General features: G+C 43.6%; 23 protein-coding genes. 11 read left to right on the top strand and 12 right to left on the bottom strand.

Going from position 1 to position 25231, the window contains the following annotated elements; genetic code table 11:
- The first annotated feature begins 13 nt into the window (after window positions 1-13).
- Entirely contained in the window at window positions 14-778 is a 765-nt protein-coding gene (locus LKX84_RS11080; RefSeq protein ID WP_228237226.1) for a class I SAM-dependent methyltransferase, read from the top strand.
- On the opposite strand, the gene LKX84_RS11075 is transcribed toward LKX84_RS11080, so the two are convergent.
- From LKX84_RS11075 to LKX84_RS11040, 8 genes are all read right to left on the bottom strand, one after another.
- The gene (locus LKX84_RS11075; RefSeq protein ID WP_228237225.1) at window positions 779-1783 is read right to left on the bottom strand and encodes an FAD:protein FMN transferase; all 1005 of its coding nucleotides are present in this window, start codon (window positions 1781-1783) and stop codon (window positions 779-781) included. It lies immediately after the preceding gene.
- Complete coding sequence (locus LKX84_RS11070; RefSeq protein ID WP_228237224.1) at window positions 1784-2143, bottom strand: Na(+)-translocating NADH-quinone reductase subunit F; 360 nt, start codon at window positions 2141-2143, stop codon at window positions 1784-1786.
- Window positions 2144-2254: 111 nt separating this feature from the next.
- The gene (nqrF, locus tag LKX84_RS11065) at window positions 2255-3565 is read right to left on the bottom strand and encodes an NADH:ubiquinone reductase (Na(+)-transporting) subunit F (protein WP_228237223.1); all 1311 of its coding nucleotides are present in this window, start codon (window positions 3563-3565) and stop codon (window positions 2255-2257) included.
- Window positions 3566-3567: 2 nt separating this feature from the next.
- The gene (gene nqrE / locus LKX84_RS11060; protein ID WP_228237222.1) at window positions 3568-4308 is read right to left on the bottom strand and encodes an NADH:ubiquinone reductase (Na(+)-transporting) subunit E; all 741 of its coding nucleotides are present in this window, start codon (window positions 4306-4308) and stop codon (window positions 3568-3570) included.
- A gap of 4 nt (window positions 4309-4312) precedes the next feature.
- Window positions 4313-4960 carry an NADH:ubiquinone reductase (Na(+)-transporting) subunit D gene (locus LKX84_RS11055; protein WP_228237221.1) on the bottom strand — a complete coding sequence of 216 codons (648 nt, stop codon included), beginning with the start codon at window positions 4958-4960 and terminating at the stop codon, window positions 4313-4315.
- 1 nt (window position 4961) lies between these two features.
- Window positions 4962-5711 carry a Na(+)-translocating NADH-quinone reductase subunit C gene (locus tag LKX84_RS11050; protein ID WP_228237220.1) on the bottom strand — a complete coding sequence of 250 codons (750 nt, stop codon included), beginning with the start codon at window positions 5709-5711 and terminating at the stop codon, window positions 4962-4964.
- 5 nt (window positions 5712-5716) lie between these two features.
- Window positions 5717-6979: an NADH:ubiquinone reductase (Na(+)-transporting) subunit B gene (locus LKX84_RS11045; protein ID WP_228237219.1), complete on the bottom strand. Its 1263-nt coding sequence runs from the start codon at window positions 6977-6979 to the stop codon at window positions 5717-5719.
- Window position 6980: 1 nt separating this feature from the next.
- Window positions 6981-8333: a Na(+)-translocating NADH-quinone reductase subunit A gene (locus tag LKX84_RS11040; RefSeq protein ID WP_228237218.1), complete on the bottom strand. Its 1353-nt coding sequence runs from the start codon at window positions 8331-8333 to the stop codon at window positions 6981-6983.
- A gap of 151 nt (window positions 8334-8484) precedes the next feature.
- Between LKX84_RS11040 and LKX84_RS11035 the strand changes: the two genes are divergently transcribed.
- From LKX84_RS11035 to LKX84_RS11015, 5 genes are all read left to right on the top strand, one after another.
- The gene (locus LKX84_RS11035) at window positions 8485-9729 is read left to right on the top strand and encodes a type IX secretion system plug protein domain-containing protein (protein WP_228237217.1); all 1245 of its coding nucleotides are present in this window, start codon (window positions 8485-8487) and stop codon (window positions 9727-9729) included.
- A 30-nt stretch (window positions 9730-9759) separates the two neighbouring features.
- The gene (locus LKX84_RS11030) at window positions 9760-11010 is read left to right on the top strand and encodes a DUF3667 domain-containing protein (RefSeq protein WP_228237216.1); all 1251 of its coding nucleotides are present in this window, start codon (window positions 9760-9762) and stop codon (window positions 11008-11010) included.
- A gap of 3 nt (window positions 11011-11013) precedes the next feature.
- Window positions 11014-11400 (top strand): Co2+/Mg2+ efflux protein ApaG, encoded by a 387-nt coding sequence (gene apaG, locus LKX84_RS11025; protein ID WP_228237215.1) that lies wholly within the window; start codon window positions 11014-11016, stop codon window positions 11398-11400.
- Between the two features lie 72 nt (window positions 11401-11472).
- On the top strand, window positions 11473-13101 hold the full coding sequence (pruA, locus tag LKX84_RS11020) for an L-glutamate gamma-semialdehyde dehydrogenase (RefSeq protein WP_228237214.1): 1629 nt from the start codon (window positions 11473-11475) through the stop codon (window positions 13099-13101).
- A gap of 69 nt (window positions 13102-13170) precedes the next feature.
- Entirely contained in the window at window positions 13171-13935 is a 765-nt protein-coding gene (locus LKX84_RS11015) for a creatininase family protein (RefSeq protein WP_228237213.1), read from the top strand.
- Window positions 13936-14173: 238 nt separating this feature from the next.
- Here the strand turns inward: LKX84_RS11015 and rsmG are convergent, their stop codons facing one another.
- Entirely contained in the window at window positions 14174-14815 is a 642-nt protein-coding gene (gene rsmG / locus LKX84_RS11010; protein ID WP_228237212.1) for a 16S rRNA (guanine(527)-N(7))-methyltransferase RsmG, read from the bottom strand.
- A 115-nt stretch (window positions 14816-14930) separates the two neighbouring features.
- Between rsmG and LKX84_RS11005 the strand changes: the two genes are divergently transcribed.
- Both LKX84_RS11005 and LKX84_RS11000 read left to right on the top strand, forming a co-directional pair.
- The gene (locus tag LKX84_RS11005; protein WP_228237211.1) at window positions 14931-16034 is read left to right on the top strand and encodes a fatty acid desaturase family protein; all 1104 of its coding nucleotides are present in this window, start codon (window positions 14931-14933) and stop codon (window positions 16032-16034) included.
- A gap of 13 nt (window positions 16035-16047) precedes the next feature.
- Window positions 16048-17232, top strand: coding sequence for a pyridoxal phosphate-dependent aminotransferase (locus LKX84_RS11000; RefSeq protein WP_228237210.1), 1185 nt, complete (start codon window positions 16048-16050; stop codon window positions 17230-17232).
- Window positions 17233-17331: 99 nt separating this feature from the next.
- Here the strand turns inward: LKX84_RS11000 and LKX84_RS10995 are convergent, their stop codons facing one another.
- Both LKX84_RS10995 and trkA read right to left on the bottom strand, forming a co-directional pair.
- Window positions 17332-18822, bottom strand: coding sequence for a TrkH family potassium uptake protein (locus LKX84_RS10995; RefSeq protein ID WP_228237209.1), 1491 nt, complete (start codon window positions 18820-18822; stop codon window positions 17332-17334).
- Window positions 18822-20171, bottom strand: a complete 1350-nt coding sequence (gene trkA / locus LKX84_RS10990) for a Trk system potassium transporter TrkA (RefSeq protein WP_228237208.1) — start codon at window positions 20169-20171, stop codon at window positions 18822-18824. Before trkA ends, LKX84_RS10995 begins: the two co-directional genes overlap by 1 nt.
- A 139-nt stretch (window positions 20172-20310) precedes the next feature.
- Between trkA and ubiE the strand changes: the two genes are divergently transcribed.
- Both ubiE and LKX84_RS10980 read left to right on the top strand, forming a co-directional pair.
- A complete protein-coding gene (ubiE, locus tag LKX84_RS10985) occupies window positions 20311-21096 on the top strand; it encodes a bifunctional demethylmenaquinone methyltransferase/2-methoxy-6-polyprenyl-1,4-benzoquinol methylase UbiE (protein ID WP_410548878.1) in 786 nt (261 codons plus the stop codon).
- 4 nt (window positions 21097-21100) lie between these two features.
- Window positions 21101-21799 carry a porin family protein gene (locus LKX84_RS10980; RefSeq protein ID WP_228237206.1) on the top strand — a complete coding sequence of 233 codons (699 nt, stop codon included), beginning with the start codon at window positions 21101-21103 and terminating at the stop codon, window positions 21797-21799.
- A 77-nt stretch (window positions 21800-21876) separates the two neighbouring features.
- Here the strand turns inward: LKX84_RS10980 and LKX84_RS10975 are convergent, their stop codons facing one another.
- Window positions 21877-22593 (bottom strand): TrmH family RNA methyltransferase, encoded by a 717-nt coding sequence (locus LKX84_RS10975; RefSeq protein WP_228237205.1) that lies wholly within the window; start codon window positions 22591-22593, stop codon window positions 21877-21879.
- A gap of 24 nt (window positions 22594-22617) precedes the next feature.
- On the opposite strand from LKX84_RS10975, the gene LKX84_RS10970 reads away from it, so the two are divergent.
- Window positions 22618-25206 carry a BamA/TamA family outer membrane protein gene (locus LKX84_RS10970; RefSeq protein ID WP_228237241.1) on the top strand — a complete coding sequence of 863 codons (2589 nt, stop codon included), beginning with the start codon at window positions 22618-22620 and terminating at the stop codon, window positions 25204-25206.
- Window positions 25207-25231 lie beyond the last annotated feature (25 nt).

Raw genomic sequence — 25231 nt, 5'->3', positions numbered from 1 at the left:
ATTAGTGTAATTCGTGTCGAAAATATTTAAGTACTTTCTCAATTTTATTCCAAGACCGTTACTCATCAGGTTGAGTTATTGGGTTCGACCTTTTATAGCCTTTACCTTAAAAGGAAATAACTTCACCGATCCCATTGATGGTAAAAGTTTCAGAAGTTTTCTCCCGTATGGCTATGAAAATCCAAGGGAAAATGTGCTTTCCCCTTCCACCCTTTCCTTAGAGCGCCACCGTTTGCTTTGGCTCTATCTCAAAAATGAAACAGACTTATTCGCTGCCCCCCACAAGCTCCTGCATTTTGCTCCCGAACAGGCATTTTACAAAAGGTTCAAAAAGTTGAAAAACTTAGAATACACCACCACGGATTTAAACTCCCCACTAGCAGATGTTAAGGCGGATATCTGTAACCTTCCTTTTGAGGATGATTCGTTCGATGTAATCCTCTGTAACCATGTATTGGAGCATATCCCAGATGACACCAAGGCCATGCAAGAACTGTATCGCGTGCTGAAACCAGGTGGATGGGGCATCTTTCAAATTCCGCAAGATTTGAAACGGGAAAAAACTTTTGAGGACGATAGCATAACCGATAAAAAGGAACGCGCTAAAATCTTTGGACAGTATGACCATGTCCGAATCTATGGCAGGGATTATTTTGACAAGCTACGTTCCATCGGATTTACCGTTGAAGAAGTGGATTACACCAGCGTGCTTCCAAAGGAAGAGGTGGAAAAATACCGATTGGCAAAAGGTGAAATCATCCCGTTGGTCAGAAAATAATCACTGTTTTACCAAAGCCTCAAAACCTGGCGTGAAGAACTCCTGGGTCCTCCCGTCCTTATCCAAATAAATGATATAGGCCTCCAACTCGTCGTGATCTTTCAAAATTGCTTTGGATTTTTCAAGGTCCATGGCCATAAAGGAAGTGGCAAAAGCATCTGCCACCGCACAGGTTTTGGCCACCACACTGCTTGCCAGCACATTGGAATTTTTGGTGTACCCCGTTTTGGGATCAATGGTATGCACATATTTCTCACCCGTTTCGGGATCTACCCTGAACTTTCTATAATTCCCCGATGAGGCCATGGCTTGGTCTTTTAACGTTACTATACGTTTCAATTGCCTACCGGTTTCCACTTGGGGATCATCAATGCCAACGGTCCATTCCTTACCGGAAACCAAATTGGTGCCTTTTGCCAACACTTCTCCCCCAACTTCCACCAAATAATTGTCGATGCCCTTGGCATCCAATAGAGCTCCAAGTCGATCAATAGCATATCCTTTGGCCACTGCATTAAAATCGAACCGAATAGCAGGATGTGCCTTGGTAATCGTGTGATCTTTATTTATTTTGACCTTTTCCCATCCCACATAACCCAAAAGACTATCTACCTTAAGGCTATCGAGCGTTATTTGCTTGCCGGGTCCAAATCCCCATGCATTGGCCAAAACGCCCACTGTGGGGTCAAAATAGCCGTTAGAAGCCTCATGGACTTGGGTGGAGATGTCAAAAACCTCTTTGAACATATCATCTACCACAATGGTGGAATCGCCTTCGTTGATCTTTGAAATATCCGAAGTAGGAATATAGGTGGACATGGATTGGTTCAACACCTGAAAAACCGAATCGATTTCCTGCTGGTAGTCCAACTCTTCATCAGCTAAATAAATAATGGAATAGGTGGTACCCAAGGCATTCCCCCAGTTTTGGTTCTTGACCCAAGTTTTGGGTCCACAGCCCAAAAGAATGATTCCAACAACGAATAAAAGCGCTTTTTTCAACATTTAAATCTCAATTAAACCTTGGTATTCCACAATGTACTCTTCATCCAAATGGACAGGTAATTCTTGGTCCAATGCATTGGAGAGGCCAACGCCTGCAAAAAAGGTCCTAGCCTCGAACTTTTCGGCATGATCCTTCACCTTCTGCATCAGTTCCGCATCATAAACCCGAGGATCGTTCGGAAATTCAACATTCCTGACCACAATAAAATGAAGTACTTTTTCTTTCAAACAAACATACTGCGGATTCTTTTTCAACTTGCTGTTGATGGCCATAAACTCAAATCCCTCGGCTTCGAGCTCACGCCCCACAATGTTCATGGCCAGATTATGCAGTTCCTGTTCTGTTAACGGTCTACTCATAGCAATAAAAAACCGATGCCTTGAGAGCATCGGTTGGTTTTATAAGTACCTCTCGATGGTTCCTTCGATATTCTCAGGATTTCAGCTAGAGGTTAGGATTTAACTTTTTAATTATCCTCCAAAGTCATCGAATCGGATATTCTCATCTGGAATACCAAAATCCTGACCCATTTTTTCCACGGCCTTGTTCATCAACGGTGGTCCGCAGAAGTACAGTTCAATATCCTCTGGGGAATCGTGAAGGCTCAAATAGTTATCGATCACACAGTTGTGGATAAAACCAACGAAACCATCTCCTGATTCATCATTGATATCCTTCTTCACTTTCCAGTTGTCTTCCGGAAGTGGTTCAGAAAGCGCCAAATAGAACTTGAAGTTAGGGAATTCCTTTTCCAATTGTTTGAAGTGATCTAGGTAGAACAACTCCCTTTTGGAACGTCCACCATACCAGTAGCTTACCTTACGATTGGTCTTCAATGTTTTGAACAAATGGTACAAGTGCGAACGCATCGGCGCCATACCGGCTCCACCACCCACGTAAAGCATCTCAGCTTCGGATTCGTTGATGAAGAATTCACCAAACGGACCAGAAATAACCACTGGATCACCCTTTTTCAAGCTAAAGATATAAGATGAAGCAACACCAGGGTTTACATCCATCCAACCATTTTTAGCACGATCCCATGGTGGGGTTGCAATACGAACGTTCAACATGATCTCACGTCCTTCAGCAGGGTAAGAAGCCATGGAATAGGCACGCTCCACTGTCTCTGGGTTCTTCATGACCAAAGGCCACAAATTGAACTTATCCCATTCTGCTTGGAATTTATCCGGAGTCTCATGTTCTTCTGGGTGAGCGGTAATATCGATATCGGAATATTTGATCTCACAAGGTGGAATCTCAATCTGGATATAACCACCCGCCTTGTAATTCATATCTTCTGGAATCTCCACCACAAACTCCTTGATAAAAGAAGCAACGTTATAGTTACGAACTACTGTGGCATTCCATTTTTTAATACCGAACACTTCTTCAGGAATGGTGATTTCCATATCCTGTTTCACTTTCACCTGGCAGGCCAAACGGGCACCGTGTTGCAATTCCTTTTTGGAAAAGTGCGGGGTTTCTGTTGGCAATGCTTCACCTCCACCAGAAAGGACATGGCACTCGCATTGGATACAGGTACCACCACCTCCACAGGCAGATGGCAAGAATATTTTTTGGTTACCCAAAGTGGACAACAAGGAACCTCCCGATGCCACTTCTACTTTCTTTTCACCATTGATGGTGATGGTCACCGGACCAGATGGGGATAGCTTTTCTTTGGTGAACAACAAAACGGCCACCAACATCAGCAACAAAATAAGAAATGCTACAACGGTAATCAGAATAGTACCTCCGGTACTTGCGGCTATTATCATCTTTATTTGTTTATGACTTCGTTATAAGAGACTGCTTTTTCCTTATCCTCAATCTCTTTCTTGATTTCTTTTTCTTTTTCGGCTTTCACGGTAGTGGTTTGAGCCTCCTCAGGAGCTTCATTGTCACCGGTAAGCATTCCACCAAAACTCTGGAAACCGATACCCATCAATCCTGTGATGATGAAGGTAATACCCAATCCACGCAATGGTGCGGGAACATTGGAATATCTGATTTTCTCGCGAATGGCAGCAATGGCCAAAATCGCCAAGAACCATCCGATACCTGATGAAATTCCGTAGTTGAAGGCCAACCCGATATTTGGAATATCACGCGTTTGCATGAACAATGATCCACCCAAAATGGCACAGTTTACCGCGATCAAGGGCAAAAAGATACCCAAGGAGTTGTAAAGGGATGGAGAGAATTTCTCCACCACAATTTCCACCAATTGTACCATGGTGGCAATGGTAGCGATAAACAGGATGAATGAAAGGAAGCTAAGATCGTAATCGGCATACTCCGGACCCATCCAGGCCAAGGCTCCATCCTTCAACAAATATTTGTCCAACAACCAGTTCATAGGTACGGTCACCGCCAATACGAAGATTACCGCGGCACCTAGTCCTACAGCAGTGGTCACTTTTTTGGAAACGGCCAAATAGGAACACATTCCCAAAAAGGTGGCGAACACCATGTTGTCTATAAAAATCGACTTGAAAAAAAGTTCAAAATGCTCTAACATATCCTTAAGCTTCTTCTATTAATGACCTATTTCTGGAGCGTTGCACCCAAATAATAATACCCAACACGATCAATGCCGCAGGCGGAATGATCATAAATCCGTTGTTCTCATATCCTATGGCATATAATCCTGTTTTGTTCACAGGATCACCTAGCACCTTGAATCCGAATAAAGTTCCTGACCCCAAAAGTTCCCTAAAGAAACCTACGATCACCAAAATAATACCGTAACCCAAGGCATTCCCGATACCGTCCAAAAAGGCTTTTTTAGGCCCGTTACCCAAGGCAAAGGCCTCAAAACGACCCATGATGATACAGTTGGTAATGATCAATCCCACAAAAACAGAAAGCGTTTTGCTCAACTCATAGGCAAAGGCCTTCAGTACCTGGTCTACAATAATTACCAGGGCAGCCACAACCACCAATTGTACAATGATCCTAATCTTGGATGGGATGATATTCCTCAACAAGGAAATCGCCACGTTACCCATACTTAGTACAAACAATACTGAAAGAGCCATTACTACGGAAGCCTTAAGCTCAGCAGTGATTGCCAGGGCAGAACAGATTCCCAACACCTGGATGGTGATCGGGTTGTTGTCCGCCAAGGGATCCAGCACCAGTTTTGAATCTTTTTTTGATAGTAGTGCCATATTATTTTTTTCTAATTGTTTCTAAATAAGGTTTGTAAAGTTTGATGCAATCCTTGATCATGGCAGTCACCCCGTTACCGGTAATAGTGGCACCTGCAAGTGCATCCACTTGGTTATCCTGTTTGTCCGAGTTCAACGGATCGCCATTTCCTTTGGCTACAGTGATGCCTTCAAAACTGCTTCCAGACAATACGGACTCACCTGTAAAATCGTCCATAAAGAAACGCTGCTTGATATTGGCACCCAGACCTGGGGTTTCTCCTTTGTGATCAAAATAAACGCCTTGAACAATCATTTGGTCATCCAATGAAATGTATCCCCAAATGGCGTCCCATAATCCTTTTCCGTACATAGGGATGATATAGTAAGTTTTTCCATCCTTCTCACCTACCAATAGGGGAAGTTCGGCCTTTTCACCACTTTTTGCTTTGGCGATTTCTTTGGAAACATCGATCAAATAGGCGTTTTCCTTTTCAACAGCGGAAGTACCGTCCAACACCATTTGCTTTACAATGAATTTGCTAAAGTCAGCTTCTACGGATGAAGTAGGGATAAAGGTCACATCCCCTTCGCCTTCATTGCCATTGACCCCCATTGCATAAAGGATGTTCTGCTGCTTTTCAAAACGCTCATTCTCGTGGATCTTTGGTTTTAGTCCTGAAGCCACAAATGCCAACAAGGAACCTACAACGACCACCATAAGGGCCGCAAAGATTACGGTGTAGCTATTTTTTTCTGTATTGAATGCCATAGTTCTTATGCTGTTTCCGTTTTTAATGAATCCACCTCATCCGAAGTTTTAGGATAGATGGTAGCTGTCTTCAATCGTTTCAATCGCTTTTTGATGTTGCCCCTAACCACGTAATGGTCAATTGTAGGCGCAAAAACGTTCATCAACAGGATGGCCAAGAAAACGCCTTCTGGATACCCTGGGTTGAACACACGGATCATGACCGACATGAAACCGATCAAGAATCCATAGATCCATTTACCCCTATTGGTCTGCGAACCCGTAACAGGGTCAGTCGCCATAAAGACGATACCAAAAGCCAAACCTCCTACCAACAAATGTTGCCAGTAAGGAAAACTCATCAAGGCGTAGAATTTGCTATAAGTGGGCAGCCAACCAGCATCCACAATACCATTAAAGATCAAACCCATGGCAAACGCTCCCAACACACCACTCACCATGATCCTCCATGAGGCGATCTTGGAGAAGATCAAGAACAAGGCACCTAACAAAATCAAAATTTTGGAGGTCTCACCTACCGATCCAGGAATAAATCCATAGAACATATCAGAGACTGAATAGGAAAGGTCCGCAGCTCCCTGGGCCAAAGACCCTAGAACAGTTTCACCAGAAATAGCATCGGTAGAACCAGCCTTGGTCAATCCTTCAACAGCACCGTGCACCCAAACTTTGTCACCACTCATCCAAGTTGGATAAGCGAAAAACAAAAAGGCACGTATGGTCAAGGCCGGGTTCAGGATGTTCATCCCTGTACCCCCGAACACTTCTTTACCGATCACCACACCAAAGGCAACGGCAATGGCCAACATCCACAGCGGAGTATCCACTGGAACGATCAATGGCACCAACATTCCGGTTACCAAATAGCCTTCTTCAACTTCGTGACCTTTGATCACGGCAAACAAAAACTCGATACCCAAACCGATTCCGTAAGAAACGATTACCAAAGGTAAAATGGTGGTTAGACCTACCAAGAAATTGCTCCAGGTCAAGAAATCATTGAACAAGGAAAAGGTTTCTGGAGCACCGTTGATGGCGATGTACTGTTGGTATCCCGCGTTGAACATTCCAAAGATCAAACAGGGCACCAAAGCCATGATCACCGTGTTCATGGTACGCTTCAAATCGTCTGCACCTCTTACATGGGCACCAGAATGTGTGGTTTCGTTCGGCGTATAAAGAAAGGTATGGAGTGCATTAAAGGCAGGAGCCATTTTTTTGCCCTCATACTTTAGTTTAAGCTGATGTAATTTATCTTTCATGCCCATATTATCCAAGTTCTTTTTGCAACAGATCCAATCCATTCCTGATGATCTGTTGGTGTGGTTGTTTTGAAATACATATGAATTCCGTCAACGAGAAATCCTCTGGGGCCACTTCATACAGTCCCAATTGTTCCATCTCGTCCAAATCTTGCACCATACAGGCTTTTAGCAACTGAAGGGGGTAAATATCCATAGGGAACACCTCTTCATACTGACCTGTTACCACGAAAGCCCTGTGTTCACCATTGGTATTGGTGTCCAAATCGTACTTTTTGTTGGGCTGAAGCCAAGAGAAGGTCAACGCCCGTGTGGTAGAAATTTTATTGAAAACGGGTTTGTTCCATCCAAAAAGTTCGTAATCGTCCCCTTCTGGAATGGCCGTAACCGTATTATTGTAGAAACCTAGATATCCTTCGGTAGTGGTCTTGCTACCTGTAAGCACATCACCATTGATCAATCGGAACCTATCCTCGCTTACACCGCTGGCATAAAGGAAGGTGGATATTTCAGCACCTATTTTGGTAGTGTAGTATTTTGGAGCTTTGATCACCGAACCGGCCAAGGCAATCGTTCTTTCGGCATTGAATTTACCGGTTAGCAACAACTCGCCCAAAATAACCATATCCTGCGGAGAAACGGTCCAAACCACTTCACCTTTATTGACAGGATCGATTTTGTTGATTTGCGTTCCGACCAAACCTGCTGGGTGCGGACCAGAAACCTTGTGCAGTTCAACACCTTTCAAATCGGCGAAAGGTGAACGACTGGAGTTTCCGATGGAAACATGAATCTTACCTGGCGTCATTTTGCCCAAGCCAATAATGGCGGCCTGCAACTCCTGCTCTTTTCCTTTCAACACATAATCCACATCGGCAGCCAATGGCGCAGTGGAATGGGCAGAAATAAAAATAGCCTTAGGTGTTGCATCGGGATTGGCGATCACATCGAAGGGACGCTGTTTGATAAAGGGCCACCCGCCACTGTGGAGCAGGTAGTTCTTTATGGCAGCACCATCGGCCGTGTCCAGATCTGGCACTTTATTGATCATATAATCCTGCGTTTTATCCGCAAGGATCTTTAGGCTCAGGATCTTTCTCCTTGCCCCCCTCACGATTTCCACAAGCTCACCGCTTACTGGGGACACAAAGTGCATTTCCTCTTTGTTCTTGTTGTAAAAGAGGGGCTCGCCCGCTTTTACCTCTTCCCCTTGTTTTATCAACATTTTTGGAGTGATTCCGTGGAATTCATTCAGGCTCAGGGCATACACGTTACTTGTAACGGCTTTGGAAGTAGTCTGTTCTGCTGCCCCGATGAGGTTGATGTTCAACCCCTTTCTAATCCGGATGTCTTTAGACATATTGTTGTAGACCTTTTGTTATCAAAATCGCTCGCAAATTTAGTACTTACAAGATTCTTTTCATAATTATTAACCATAAAATTGGGATTATATCGAGCTAAATTCTCAAGGCACAGTTTTTGTTTACCTTTACCCTAAACAAATGCATTAAATGCGCGATTTGATTAAACATTTATTCCTTTTTGCAATGGTCGCCCAAACCTTTGCACAGGTACAGGAAGAGGTTAATCCTCCTGAAAACATCAAGACCATCATTTTTAAGGGTCCCACAGAAGATCAATTTCCGGTGGTACTCCTTGGTGAGAGCATGTCCTTGGAGTTTGATGACATTACAGCCAAAGAACAGGATTACTATTATAAAATCATTCATTGCAACTACGACTGGACTCCTTCCCAATTATTGAAATCCCAATATTTGGCCGGCACGGACAACCAGCGCATCATCGATTACGAGAACAGTTACACCACATTACAACCTTATTCCAATTATAGGCTGACCATTCCGAACGACAATGTTAGGCTTAAAGTGAGCGGGAACTATGTTCTTGAAATCTATAATAGTTATGGGGACCTTCAATTTTCCCGAAGGTTTGTGGTGTACCGAGATGCCGTTACCGTAGGTGGAGTAGTTAAAAGATCACGCGATTTTAACTATCTCAATGAAAAACAGGTGGTTCAATTTTCTATTAACACCAATGGTTTTCCTGTGGTGAACCCAAAAAATGAGGTAAAAGTGGCCATCATTCAGAACTATTTTTGGCCAACCGCCTTATACAACATCAAACCCCAATTCACCATTGGCAACGAACTGGTGTATAAATATGATAAGGAAACCAGCTTTTTTGGTGGCAACGAATTCCTGAACTTCGACACCAAGGACCTACGCTCGCCTACTTTTGCCATATCACGGATTGAAATGGGCCAGGTATACAACCATTATCTGTTCCCCAGTGAATACCGACATGATTTGCCCTACACCTATTTCCCGGATATCAATGGGGATTTTGTGGTGCGTACCCTGCAAGGTGATGATGTATCGCGGGAAGCAGAATACACCAAAGTGCATTTTAAGCTGCCCTACTCCAATTTAATTGGGTTGGACCAAGTGTATGTGGTAGGCAAATTCAACAACTACGCGTTGGAGGACGAAAATCGGATGACCTTCAACCCAGATAGCGGAATGTTCGAGGTTTCCCTATTGATGAAGCAAGGGTTTTACAACTACAAATATGTGGTGGAAAGGGAGAATGGCACCATTGAACCCAACTTTGTCAGCGGCAATTTTCACTTCACCGAAAACAATTACCTGATCTTGGTATACTATCGTGATTTTGGCGATTTGTATGATAGTATAATAGGTATAGGAAATGCAAATTCCAGAACTATCAGCAATTGATTATATTTAAACCCAAATCCTGGTAAGGTTATGGGGAAAAAAGGCAGCTTGGTCAGTAGGGGCCGTTACGAACTACAATTTAGGGGCGTTTCATGTTTAAACTGTGGCCATCCGTTGGACATCAGCGATAAATACTGTCCCAATTGCTCCCAAGCCAACAGCACCAAAAAATTGACCCTCAAGGATTTTGTTGATGAGTTCTTTTCCAGTGTCATCAATTACGATTCCAAGCTTTTAAAAACGCTCTCCGCCCTATTATGGCGTCCCGGCGCCATTACAAGGGACTATATCAATGGCAAAAGAGTCTCCTACACGAATCCCTTCCGGTTTTTATTGAGTTTGGCCTTTATCTACTTTTTGATGTTCACCTTCAATAATAGGTTCACTGAACTGGATAAAAGTTTCAAGGATTTTGACGGAACCATTTCAGGGGGATCGCCAGTATCCTATAATTTAAAGACCGGTGAAACCACGGTAGACAGCTTAAAATTGAAACAACAGGCCGAAGAAGTCCTACAATCCTTGGATTCCGTTGAAAACAAAAGTCCCGGATTGGTATTTGGCCTTAAAAAGTTCGATTCCATCCGAAATGCCGATCCCGAAGTGGCCCATTCCCTAAGTATGCTGGATTCCCTCTCCCATTTGAAGGACCAAAAACCGAAGGTGAACAAAGATTCTTTGATGGCGGTCAATCCTAAAGGATACTATGATAGCATCAGCAAAAAAACAGGCATGGATGCATTTTCCGACAAGGTTGATTTTTTTGTTCAAATGATAAAGAAAGATACGCTGTACTCCTTTGAACAGGCCAGTGAAAAATATGATATTGAAAGTACCATGTCCAACCGGATGGCCTTCAATTCTTCCAATAATTTTCTGACCATTTTACAGCGTCCCAGTATCTTCATCAAGAGCACCATTTCCAAGTTACCTTTTGTGATTTTCTTCTTCATGCCGTTGTTCACCATCTTTATTTGGCTGGTGTACATCAGAAAAAAATACACCTACACCGATCATCTTATTTTTAGTTTCCACAATCAGTCCCTCTTGTTTATCTTGCTCATCCTTAGCTTGCTCTTGGATACCATTTTCAAGATCAGCACCGCAGGATTGTTTGTGACCATTTTCAGTATATATCTGTTCATGGCCATGAAAAGGTTTTACGGTCAAGGGATATTTAAAACGATTGTGAAATACATTTTTCTGAACACCATATTTACGATTTTGGCCTTTTTTGCCATACTCGTATTGTTTACAGGAAGTGTTTTTATCTATAACTAGCGTATGTTCACTCAAGTAACAAAAGGCATCAAGGTTTCCGTACAGACCACTTTTGAAGGCACTTTCTTCAAGAATTATAAAATGCACTATGCCTTTGGCTACACCATTACCATAGAAAACCTGAGCAAGGATGCCGTACAACTCGTGGCAAGACATTGGGACATTTTTGATGCCCTGAAGGACATGGAGACCATTGACGGCGAAGGAGTGATTGGCAGAAAACCGGTGATTAAGCCAGGTAAGTCGCACACCTACAGCTCCGGATGTCTTTTGGCCTCCCCCATTGGTGCCATGAAAGGACATTATGAGATGGTGAACTTTACCACCTCCGAAGAATTTGAAGTGGAGATACCCACCTTCAAATTTGCCGCTCCTTTTGCCATAAACTAAAGCGCATCATTTTCTATTCGATATCCGATTGCTTACCTTTGGTGGAATTTTAAAAATTAAAAGAACTACACCATGGGAAAAGGATTTTTTCAAGTTCCGACTGCATATAACGAACCTGTAAAAAGCTACGCCCCGGGAACCCCGGAACGCGACGAGGTATTAAAACAATATAAGGCCTATTACAAGGGAAATATAGAGGTGCCCCTTTATATTGGCAGTGAAGAGGTAAAGACGGGCAACACCAAGCCCATGTCGCCCCCACATGAGCACAAACACGTTGTAGGGCATTACCACACCGCCGACAAAAAATTGGTGGAAAAGGCCATTGCCAATTGTCTGGAATCCAGAAAGGCATGGGCCAACCTCCCTTGGGAGCAGCGTGCCGCCGTCTTTTTGAAAGCCGCCGAACTGATCGCAGGTCCATACCGCGCCAAGATCAATGCGGCCACCATGATGGCACAGTCCAAAACCATACACCAAGCAGAGATCGATGCCGCCTGTGAGCTCATCGATTTCCTGAGGTTCAACGTGGAGTTCATGTCCCAGATATACGGGGAACAACCCGAATCCTCGGAAGGCATTTGGAACCGGGTGGAGTACCGTCCGTTGGAAGGCTTCATCTACGCCATCACCCCTTTTAACTTTACGGCCATTGCAGGAAATCTGCCAGCCAGTGCCGCTATGATGGGCAACGTGGTCGTTTGGAAACCCAGTGACAGTCAGGTATTTTCAGCTAAAGTCATTATGGATGTGTTCAAGGAAGCAGGTCTTCCCGATGGGGTCATCAACATGGTGATGGGAGACCCTGCCATGATTTCCGAAACATTATTGGCCAGCCCTGATTTTGCGGGACTGCACTTCACCGGTTCCACCTATGTGTTCAAGGAACTTTGGAAACAGATCGGGAACAACATCCATTCCTATAAAACGTATCCAAGGATCGTGGGGGAAACCGGAGGGAAGGATTTCATCATCGCACACCCATCGGCAAAACCAAAACAGGTAGCCACTGCCATCGTTAGGGGAGCTTTTGAGCTACAAGGCCAAAAATGTAGTGCCGCTTCCCGTGTTTACCTTCCAAAATCCATCGCAACTGAAACATTGGATTTGGTGAAAACGGATTTGGCATCCTTCAACAAACCAGGATCGCCAGAGGATATGACCAACTTTGTTACCGCTGTGATCCACGAAGGATCCTTCGACAAATTGGCCAAGTACATCGATAAAGCAAAAGCCGACAAGGATGCGGAGATCATTGCCGGGGGCGGTTACGATAAGTCCGTTGGTTATTTTGTGGAACCTACCGTTATTCTGACCACCAATCCAAAATATGAGACCATGTGCACCGAACTGTTCGGGCCTGTGGTCACCGTTTATATTTATGAGGACAAGGATTGGAGCGAGACCCTGAAACTGGTAGACGGCACTTCCGAGTATGCCTTGACAGGGGCAGTTTTATCTACAGATCGTTATGCTATCGAGGAGGCCACCAAGGCCCTTCAGGATTGCGCAGGGAACTTCTACATCAACGATAAACCCACAGGTGCCGTTGTGGGACAGCAGCCCTTTGGCGGTGCCAGGGCATCGGGGACCAACGATAAGGCTGGGTCCGCCCAGAACCTGCTTCGATGGGTGTCCCCACGTTTGATCAAGGAAACCTTTGTAACACCAGAAGATTATCGCTATCCGTTTTTGGGATAATTCCGAAATACCTAATTTAAAGGCTGCCAATATTGGCAGCCTTTTTTTTGACCTAAATACAAATACACCATGCCCAGACCCTATATTTTGGCCGAAACCAATTGGAAACACTTAAAAAACGAGTCGTTTGATTTGGCCGTTCTGCCTTGGGGCGCCACCGAAGCCCATAACTATCATTTACCTTACGCCACAGATGTAATCGAAGCGACCAAAATCGCTGAAGAATCGGCACGATTGGCTTGGGACAAAGGTTGTAAAGTGGTTGTTCTGCCCACTATTCCGTTTGGGGTGAATACAGGGCAATCGGACATCTATTTGGATATGAACCTGAATCCTAGCACACAATTTGCCATTTTGAAGGACGTGCTGACGGTTTTGGAAAGACAAGGCATACACAAGTTCATGATATTGAACAGCCATGGCGGTAATAATTGGGAAGCACTGGTACGGGAATTGGGGCTGTTATTCCCCAACATGTTCCTTTGCGTGACCAATTGGTTTAAAATGGTTGAAAAAAAGGACATTTTTGAAAATCCAGGTGATCATGCCGATGAAATGGAGACCAGCCTTATTCTTCATTTGGCTCCAGAATTGGTATTGCCCAAAGCAGAATGGGGAGATGGAAAAGAATTCAAAAACAAGATAAAGGCCTTTTCCGAAGGATGGGCATGGACAGAGCGACCTTGGTCCAAAATTAGTGTAGATACCGGGGTAGGTAATCCTTCCAAAGCAACTGCGGAGAAGGGAAAGTTGTTTTTTGATGGAGTTTGCTCAAAAATGGCAAAACTTTTCATGGATATTTCTGAAGCCGATATTGCGAAGCTATACGAGTAAAATTGAGGGATTCAGGATGAATTTTTCATCAATCCAAACAATTCTTTTGTAAATTTAACGTTAATTAATTGTTACTTGAATGTAATCCACTTAGCTTTACAGTATCAAATCAATTCGTTATGAGCTCAGGAAAACATGTTTGGTGGAAAAAAATGGTTGATAAATACAACCGTCTCTGGAAATTTGGGAAAGACTATTCCAGAAAATGTAGATTGGTTTATAAAAGGATGTACAGTATTTAACTCCGGTCCTTAAACTTCTGCGGCAGGTACACCACTTTTTTGGTATCGAAAAAATCCTCCTCATAATAATCCTTAAGATCAAAGATCTGAACGGTGGTATAATCTTTCAACTCCTCTTCCAAGTCTCCACCCTTTAAATAAAGAATCCCATTTTTGCGTTCGTGCGCGGAATCCTTTTTTATTTTTCCCTTTGTCCAATGCACAAAAGTGGGCATAGCAGCAACGGCTCTGCTCACGATAAAATCGAATTGACCCGGGATTTCTTCAACACGGGAATGTATGGCCTTCACATTTTCAAGTTGTAGCCCATCGATCACTTCTTGAACAACTTTGATCTTTTTCCCGATGGCATCCACCAGGGTAAAATTTACGTTTGGAAACAAAATGGCCAACGGAATACCAGGAAAGCCCCCACCCGTTCCCACATCTAGAATATCGGCACCTTCATTAAAGGTTTGGATCTTTGCAATTCCCAGGGAATGAAGCACATGCCTTAGATATAGCTCATCAATATCTTTTCTACTGACCACATTGATCTTCTGGTTCCAATCTTGGTACAACTCCTCCAGTCCCTTAAAATGGAGTTGTTGCTGCTCGGTGAGCGTCGTAAAATATTTGAAGATCAAATCCGCATTCATCTTTCAAGTGTTAATATTGACAAAATTAATACTTTTAAAGACCTTAACACCGTTCTAACACAGATGAGGTGGCCTTAAAAGGTCAAATTGGTTATTTTTGCAAAAATATTTTTTTATGGATAAGACAACGGTCCGGTTTTCGAGAAGCGATTCCGCTAATTTTTTTAGGACACTGAACAAGCGAGTAAACGAATACTTCAACGAAAACAACCTCAAAAAAACAGGCAACTGGAAACTTCACCTGAAGACGATTGTAATGTTCGCCATTTTTTTGACCCCTTATTTTTTAATGTTAACCTTGAACTTGCCTTTTTGGGGCTATCTTTTGCTTTCCATCACAATGGGAGTGGGTATGGCCGGAGTGGGCATGAACGTAATGCACGATGGTAACCATGGGGCCTATTCCAACAAGAAATGGGTAAACAAGATCATGGGAAGCAGCATTTATATTTTGGCCGGAAATGTATACAACTGGCAAGTACAGCATAATGTTTTGCACCATACCTACACCAACATCCATGAGCATGACGAGGATATGGAAGCCGGAAGGATCCTTAGGTTCTCCAAACATGCAGAATGGCGCAAACACCACAGATTCCAACATTATTATTCCATTTTCCTGTACGGGTTGCTCACTTTCAATTGGGCGCTTACCACTGATTTCCAACAGATGTACCGCTACATGAAGCGTAACCTCAGCTATGGAAAATTGCCAAACCCTGTCATGAACTGGAGCACCTTGGTGATCACCAAGGTCATTTATTTGACTGTTTGGATCGTGCTTCCGTTGATTTTTGCTAATATCGCCTGGTGGCAAGTATTGCTTGGTTTCTTCATCATGCATTATGTGGCCGGAGTAATTTTGAGCGTAGTGTTCCAATTGGCCCACATTGTGGATGATGCCGATCAGCCCCTACCGGATGCAGAAGGAAACATGAAAAACACTTGGGCGATCCATCAATTGTTCACTACCGTGAATTTTGGCACCAAAAACAAGATCGTAAACTGGTTTACCGGCGGTTTGAACCATCAGGTAGAGCACCATATCTTCCCCAATATCAGTCACATACATTACACAAAAATTTCCAAAATTGTGAAACAGACTGCCAAGGAGTTCAATTTGCCCTACAACGAGTATAAAACTACCAGAAAAGCTATAATTTCGCACTTCAAACATTTGAAGGAATTGGGTAAAAACCCAGCACTTCAATACCAGTAAAATAGCATAATCGATGAGCAACCATTTATCTGACAGGATCAAGAACATGTCCACGTCAGCAACTTTGGCCATGGCTGCCAAAGCTCGTGAACTACGAAGTGAAGGAAAAGACATTATCGGATTGAGTTTGGGGGAACCCGACTTCAATATTCCCGATTTTATCAAAGAGGCCGCCAAACAGGCCATTGACGAAAACTACAGTGCCTATACCCCTGTTGATGGGTATGCCGAATTAAAGAAATCCATTTCTGGTAAGTTCAAACGAGATAATGGTTTGGATTACGGGTTGAACCAAATCGTGGTGTCCACCGGTGCCAAACAATCGTTGTTCAACGTGGCCATGGTTTGTTTGAATCCAGGGGATGAGGTGATCCTACCTGCCCCATATTGGGTAAGCTATAGTGATATCGTAAAATTGGCCGATGGTGTTCCCGTTGAAGTCCCTACCGGAATTGAAACGGATTTTAAAATGACACCTCAACAATTGGAAGCTGCCATCACCCCTAAAACCCGTATGCTTTGGTTCAGCTCGCCCTGCAACCCAAGTGGTTCGGTATATGGTAAGGAAGAATTGGAAGCCCTTGCTGCGGTTTTGAAGAAGTATCCAGATATTTATGTGGTTTCCGATGAAATCTATGAGCACATCAACTTTGTTGGTGGCCATGTAAGCATTGCCGCCATTGACGGTATGTACGATAGGACCATCACGGTAAACGGAGTTTCCAAAGCTTTTGCCATGACCGGATGGCGTATTGGATACATCGGTGCACCGGAATGGATTGCCAAGGGATGTACCAAACTTCAGGGACAGGTAACCAGTGGCGCCAACTCCATTGCCCAACGCGCCGTTATCGCCGCACTGGATGCCCCGTTGAGCAAAATCCAGTTCATGATCGATGAGTTCCATAAAAGAAGGGATTTGGTTTTGGATTTGCTTGGTGAAATCGAAGGATTTAAACTTAACGTACCAGAGGGTGCATTTTATGTATTCCCAGATATTTCATCCTTCTTCGGAAAAACGTTAAAAGGCACCACCATCAACAGTGCCGAGGATTTTGCATTGTATTTGTTGGAGCATGCCAATGTAGCTACTGTTACCGGCGAAGCTTTTGGTAATCCTAACTGCATCCGTATTTCTTACGCCGCATCTGAAAAAGAATTGAGAGACGCCATTGCCCAAATAAAGGCGGTACTTTAAAAAGTTTTTATGCGACCTTGAAACCAGTAAGGGTGACAACTTAAAATAAAAAGTAATTCAAAAACCTCTTGTTGTGAAAACTTCAGGAGGTTTTTTGTTTTAGGTCTTTTTCCAGAAGTAGGGTGTCAGGACAATCAAAACGGTGAACAATTCCAATCGACCCAAAAGCATCAAGAATCCGCACCACCATTTCCCTGCATCGGGCAAACTGTTGTAATTGCTGACAGGGTTCAAACTACCAAAAGCCGGACCTACATTTCCCAAGGAAGAAGCCGAACCACCCACAGCGGAGACAAAGTCCAACCCCAAGAAGCCAAGTACCAAAGCTCCGATGATAAACAAAAGCATGTACAGCACAAAGAAGGCTACCACATTATAAACGATATGTTCCGTAACCGTTTTTTGGTTGTATCGCACCGGAATCACCGCATTGGGGTGAAGCGTTCGTTTGAATTCCAATATCCCGTTCTTGATGATGAGCAAGTGCCGCATCACCTTGATCCCACCCGCGGTGGAACCGGCCGAGCCTCCAAGGAACATCAACCCAAAAAAGAATACGGTCAAAAAATGTGTCCAACCCGTAAAATCAGCCGTAACAAATCCCGTGGTGGTGATTACCGTCAACACTTGGAACAAGGTATGCCTAAAAGCACTTTCCGCTTTCCCCCAAACCATGGGATGAAAATCGGAAACAGGCACATCAGCCTTAAAATAAACACCCAATGCGGCCAGAATGGAAAAAACGACCACAAAGCCAAAGTAGTATTTGAACTCTTCGTCCCGAAGTGCCCGTTGCACTTTTCCCGTTAAGGCAAAATAACTGAGTACGAAGTTGCTCCCCGCCAAAAACATGAATACAATCACTATATATTGAATGATCGGTTCGTTGTTCCAATAGGCCAAACTGGCATTTTTAGTTGAAAATCCGCCTGTGGACATGGTTGCCAACGAATGATTGATGGCATCAAAAAAGGACATTCCGGCAACGTTCAATAAAATGGTCTCCAACACTGTATATCCAAAGTAGATGAACCATAGGCGCTTTGCCGTGTCGGTAATCCTGGGGTGAAGTTTATCCCCCCCTGGACCAGGAGCTTCTGCAGCGAACAACTGCATACCACCAATCCCCAAAAGCGGTAAAATGGCAATGGCCAGAACGATAATACCCATCCCTCCTATCCAATGCGTCAAGCTACGCCAGAGCAAAATACCCTTGGGCAAAGCCTCAATATCATCCAATATGGAAGCCCCCGTGGTGGTATAGCCTGAAATCGTTTCAAAAAATGCATCGGTTATGTTGGGAATGGATCCAGAGAACAAATAGGGCAACATTCCCGAAATGGACATGATAATCCATCCGAAGGTCACCACAATATAACCTTCTTTGCGCTTTACTTCCTTTTTATGGCCTCGGGTATAGAACATGGCCATGATCCCAAACAACATGGTTACAATAGCAGCTAGGGAAATGTCCAATGTTGCACCATCCTTGTACATGGCACTGGCAAAGGCAGCCAAAAGCATAAAGGAACCGTTGCACAAGAGCAACAATCCCATGATGTGGATGATGATTCGTGTATTGAGCCTCATTATAGGAACAACTTTTCAATCTTGGGAATGGCCTTGGGCAGGCAACAAACCACCACTTTATCCCCTTGCATAATTCTAAAATCACCCAAGGCAATGATGCCTTCCCCATTTCTGATGACCCCGCCGATACTTGCTTCGCGAGGGAAATTGAGTTCTCGGATAATCTCACCGTTCACCAAGGATGTAGCTTTCACCTCAAATTCCAGAATTTCGGCATTCAGGTTGTTCAAGCGGGTCAGGGCCAACACCTCCCCTTTTCTGATGTATCTAAAAATACTGTTTGCAGCAAGTAGCTTTTTATTGATAAGGGTATCCACCCCAATGGAATGCGACAACTGAAAATAATCCATGTTCTCCACCAAGGCGATGGTTTTCTTCACCTTCTTGGATTTCGCCACCAAACAGGACATGATATTGGTTTCCGAATTCCCCGTCACTGCAATAAAGGCATCCATAGAATCCAAACTTTCTTCATCCAAGAGCTCCACATTTCGTCCATCCCCATTGATAACCAAAGCATGTGGCAGTTCATCGGCAATATCAAAGGCCTTTTCCTTACTCTTCTCGATCAATTTTACATTGAATTTTTTACCACACAGGTCGCGGGCCGTTTTAAATCCAACCTTACTACCTCCCAAGATCATAACGTTCTTAATCTCTTGTTTTTGCATTCCCGTGAGCTTGTAGAGCTCTTCCACCCCTTTATCGGAAGTAATGAAATAGACCTGATCTCCTTCCTTGAAAACGGTATCCCCACGGGGAATCAAGGTATATTGGGTTCCCATGCGCTGCAAGGCAATGGGCATAAAATGAAGTTCCGGAAAAATGCGGGCGGCCTCTTTTACCATTTTGCCCACAAAGGGAGCTGTCTTGGGGAGAATTACCCCGAACATGGTCAACAAACCGCTTTCAAACTCGTAGGTGTCGTTAAAAGCCGACTGGTTCAGCATGAGCTGAATCTCCATGGCGGCCAACCGTTCTGGTGAGATCAATTCATCAATACCCAGTTGCTCAAACTTGATGACCTCTCGGTTATCCATAAACTCGGTATTCGAAATCCGCGCCATGGTCCTTTTACAGCCCAATTGCTTGGCCAATAAACAAAGGGTCAGGTTAGTGGTCTCCGAAGCCGTCACCCCGATCACCAGATCAGACCCATCTACCTGGGCATCGTTCAATACCTGTATGGAAGTGGCATCTCCCCGGAGTACCCGTATATCCAAATGGTTATCGGCATAGGACAATTTTTCCTTGTCCGTATCGATCAATGTTATATCCTGGGATTCATAGGACAATAGTTTTGCCAAATGAAACCCTACCTCACCAGCTCCAGCAATAATGATCTTCATTGAATAAAATAAGATGTGTTCCTAAATAAGTCCAATTGGTACCACACAAATGAATAATAGAATAGTAAACGTAGTCTAAGTGACATACTCTTAACCAAATACGGAATGGATCAGCCACTTAAGGGGCAAAATTACACAAATATTTTTGTCTGCCTTCCATATTGCTAAGTTGTATATTTGCGACCAAATTGTAAAGATGTCTAAAAAAGTATTGCCCTACAAGGAATCGGAACTTGGAAAGAAGGAACAGGTTAAACAAATGTTCGATAATATTTCGGGCAGTTATGATGGCCTAAATAGGGTAATTTCTTTCGGTACCGATGTGAAATGGAGAAAACGGATTGTGGCCTTCCTCAAAGAAGAACATCCCCAAAACATCTTGGATATTGCAACCGGAACCGGCGACCTTGCCATTGCCCTTGCTCAAACGGGAGCAAAAAAAATAGTCGGACTTGATCTATCTCCCGGAATGCTTGAGGTTGGAAAGGTAAAAGTCTCCAAAAAAAATCTTCAGGATACTATTGAAATGGTGGTTGGTGATAGTGAAAACCTTCCTTTTGACGACAACACCTTCGATGCCGTGACCGTGGCATTCGGCGTCCGTAATTTTGAAAATCTGGAAAAAGGTCTGGATGAAATCCGAAGGGTATTGAAACCTGGTGGACACCTACTCGTTCTGGAAACTTCCGTACCAACCAAAACACCCGTAAAGCAAGGGTATCGCATCTATACCAAATACATCATGCCAACTATAGGTAAAATCTTTTCCAAAGACCGATCTGCGTATCAATATTTGAGTGAATCGGCATCTGTTTTCCCTCATGGAAAAGCCTTCAACAATATTTTGGACAAAATTGGGTTTATAGGAATAGAGAACAAACCCCAGACATTGGGTGTAGCCACCATCTATGTCGCCACAAAGTAGATTAATGAAAAACATCCTCATCCTATTTGGGCTCTTGGTATTGACAGGCCCTAAGTCCATTGCGCAATTTGGCAAAGAACCCATACTCAATCTTCAGAATGAGGACAAGCGACTATTGAACTGGGGTTATTACCTCGGTTTCAACCAATATGATTTTCAGTTTGAGTACAAAAATGATATTGGCAAGGACATCTTGGTCGACAAAAGCATTGGTTTTAATGTGGGTTTGATCGGGGAGCTTAATATCAATGAATTTTTGGACACCCGCTTTGAGCCCGGGTTGTTATATACGGCAAGAACTTTGGGCTTCCCAGGATTTACCACAGAGGCTGATGCCATACGCGAAGTACGATCCACATACATTCGTTTTCCGTTATTATTGAAGGCCAGTACCCGTAGGATTGGCAACTGGAAACCTTTTATTGAAGGTGGGGTGTATGCGGCCATCAACTTGGGCAGCAAGGAAGACAGTTTGGACGATAACAGCAGTGGCGAGTTCCGGATGAAGAAAAATGTGTACGGTTACGAACTGGGTTTCGGAATCGATTTATATACCGAGTACTTCAAATTTACGCCATCCATTCGCGGCGTGTTCGCGTTGACCAACGAACTTGTTCCCGATAACGACCCCAACAGTCCTTGGACGGGCAACATCAACGCCATGCGTACCCGTGGCATTTTCATCAACTTTACGTTTGAATAAATTAGATTATTGGATTACCAGATTGTTAGATATTTAGACGTCCGAAAATCCAAGAATCTAATTATCCAATAATCTGATTACCTCCTGATCTCGTTTAGAAGAATCGCAGTAGCTGTGGCCACATTTAGGCTTTCGGCCGTTGGTTCACCAAATTGTGGAATGGAAATACGTTCGGTGACCAATGCTGATATCTCCTTGGAAATACCATTGGCCTCATTGCCCATGACCAGCACACCTTTTTCGGGCATTTTTTGGGTATAGATGGATGTACCGTCCATAAAAGCTCCAAAAACAGGCAACCCCGATTTTTTGATGTAAGTAGTCAAATCCGTGTACACAATGTTCACTCTGGCAATGGACCCCATGGTGGCCTGAAGTACTTTTGGGTTGAAGCAATCCACGGTATCTTCGGAACATATTAATTGTTTGATCCCGAACCAGTCGCACAATCGTATGATCGTTCCCAAATTGCCAGGATCCCGAACGGCATCCAAAACAACCACCCAATCAGAAATTTCGTTTTGGTGCACTTCGGGCATATAAAAAACTCCCAAAACGCCATTGGGTTGTTTCAAACTGCTCATTTGTTTTAAATCCGCCGTGGAAATTTGGTCCACTTCACCAAATCCGCTGAAATGATGGCCAGATGCCACAAAAATTTTGAAAGGCCTTAATCCCTCTCGTAGCAACTCTTTTATCAACTTTTCACCCTCAACCACAAAGAGTCCGTGTTGAGATCGGTACTTTTTTTGCTTTAGGCTTACAACTAGTTTAATTTGGTTTTTTGTAACCATCTAAATCGTGTATTTTTGGCGTCTATGAGGGGTTCTTTAAGTCTAATGTGCAACTGGGCAAAAATAGGATTATTGTTGCTTATGGTAAGCATTTCGGGTTGCAATACACTTAAAAAGGTGGGGGATGATGAATTGCTGCTCACCAAGAACACCATTTATGTAGATGATGAAAAGGTGACCGATAGCGAGATCAAAGGCCTCATCGACCAAAAACCCAATAGCAGCGTTCTCGGATATCCCCTGCGTTTGAACCTGTACAACATGGCCAAGGAAAATCCGGATTCTTCTTTTCAGGATTGGCTGCACAGAAAGGACAAACGTGAAAAACGACTCAATAATCTACTCTCCAAAAAACAAGTCAGCAGGTTACAGGAATCTTTTATCGTAAAAGGTGCCAGTGAATTTCTAAAAAGAGTTGGCGAGCCCCCAGTGGTCATTGATACTGCTTTGACCAACAAATCCTTGAACCGGATGGAGGCCTATTATAACAGCAAGGGGTACTTCAACAATTACGGCGATTATGAAATTGTGGAAAGCTCCCGAAAAAAACGAGCGCAGGTAGCTTATAACATCACCCTGAACAATCCGTATATCATTGACACGGTCCAAAAAAACATTACTTCCCCTGAATTGGATTCCATTTACAACGTGACCTCAAAGCGAAGTTTTGTAAAAAAAGGAGAGCAGTTCGACCTTCAAAATTTCACCTTGGAACGGGAACGACTGACTACTTTGTTCCGAAACTCCGGGGTCTATAATTTTCAGGAAAGCTCTATTAATTATGACATTTTAAGGGATACCACTTTAGCTGCCGACGACCAATTGATGGAGGTACAACTCAATATTAAAAAATTCAGAAGCGCCACGGATAGTACTGATGCCAACAGTCCATATAGGGTAGCCAGACACAAACAGGTGAATATTTATGCGGATTACGATATAAATGGCGACACCGATTCTTTAAAAACGTTGGAGTACGACAATTTCGTCATTCACTACGCCAACAAATTGAGGTACAGCCCCAAAGCACTCACCGATGCCATATTTTTTGAAAAGGATAGTGTATACCGGGATTTGGACCGCATAAGAACCTACAGACAGATTACCAACCTGAATACTTTTAAGTATCCCAACATCGAATTTATTCCGGATTCTTCCCAAACCGAATTGACCACCAATGTGTATTTGGCAGCCAAAAAGAAGTTTTCGCTGAACATGAACTTTGATGTGACTCATTCCAACATCCAACAGGTTGGAACGGCGTTCAGTACCTCCGTGATTACCCGAAACGTGTTCGGTGGTGCAGAAACTTTGAACGTATCGGCCAGGGGATCCATTGGTCTTTTGAGTGATGCCTCCCTTTCCAACGAAACCTTCACCTCAGAGCTTGGTGGGGATATCAACATCACCTTCCCAAGGATTTGGTTGCCCTTTAGCACCGAAAAAATAATTCCATACTACATGTTGCCCCAAAGTAGGTTGTCGGCAGGTACTAATTTTCAAAAGAACATTGGTCTGGACAAACAATCCCTTAACTCTATTTTATCCTATAACTGGACTCCTTCGGATAGGTTGAAAAACAACTTTGAGCTATTGAATGTCGAATTTGTTCGAAACGTAAACCCGGACAACTTTTATAATGTATACCGAAATACGTTTTCCAATTTAGATGACATTGCCGATCAATTTCAGGATGACCCAGCGTATGCCGATTATTTTAAAAGCGTGGACGATTCAACAGACCCCCTCCGCTTGGATATACCTGATGGTGCCAATGCCTTTGTTCAGGCGGTATTGAACAATGAGATTCCCGTTACAGCCGATGAACTAGACGAAGTAAACAGCATTGAGGAACGAAGAAGGCGATTGACGGAGAACAACCTCATTTTCGCCAGTAACTTTACCCATACCAAGAACAGCAAATCGGACATCAACGATAACGACTTTTATCAGTACCGCATCAAGTTTGAAAGTGCGGGTGGCATGCTGTCCCTGATTGCCAATGCGGTTCCTTACAACAAGAACGATAACAATCAATTGTTGGTTTTCGGCGTACCCTTTTCACAATATGTGAAATCGGAATTGGATTATATCCGACATTGGGACATTGGTGGATCGCAAGTGTTGGCTTTTAGGAGCTTCTTCGGGATGGCCGTCCCTTACGGAAACTCGAACAGTATTCCGTTCGTTAGGAGTTACTTTGCCGGGGGATCCAATGACAACAGGGCCTGGAACGCTTACGAATTGGGCCCCGGTAAAACGGACAACATCAACGACTTTAATGAAGCTAACCTGAAACTGGCCTTCAACTTGGAATACAGGTTTCCCATTGCAGGGGATGTAAAGGGTGCCCTTTTTGCAGATGCCGGGAACATTTGGAACGTATTTGACAATGAAAACAACCCCGATGCCATTTTCACAGGTTTTTCATCCTTGGCCGATATTGCCTTGGGTACAGGGCTTGGTCTGCGGTATGACTTCACCTATTTTGTCTTCCGACTAGATGTGGGCTTCAAAACCTACAATCCCGCAAAAGTGGGATCAGATCGCTGGTTCAATGGCTATAACCTCGGAAACGCCGTGTTCAATATCGGGATCAATTATCCTTTCTAGAGCAAATATTTTATTACTTTTGTCC

The organism is Allomuricauda sp. M10 (assembly GCF_020782875.1).
In the GTDB taxonomy this organism is placed as follows: Bacteria; Bacteroidota; Bacteroidia; order Flavobacteriales; family Flavobacteriaceae; genus Flagellimonas.
This window is presented reverse-complemented; position numbering and strand designations above follow the sequence as displayed.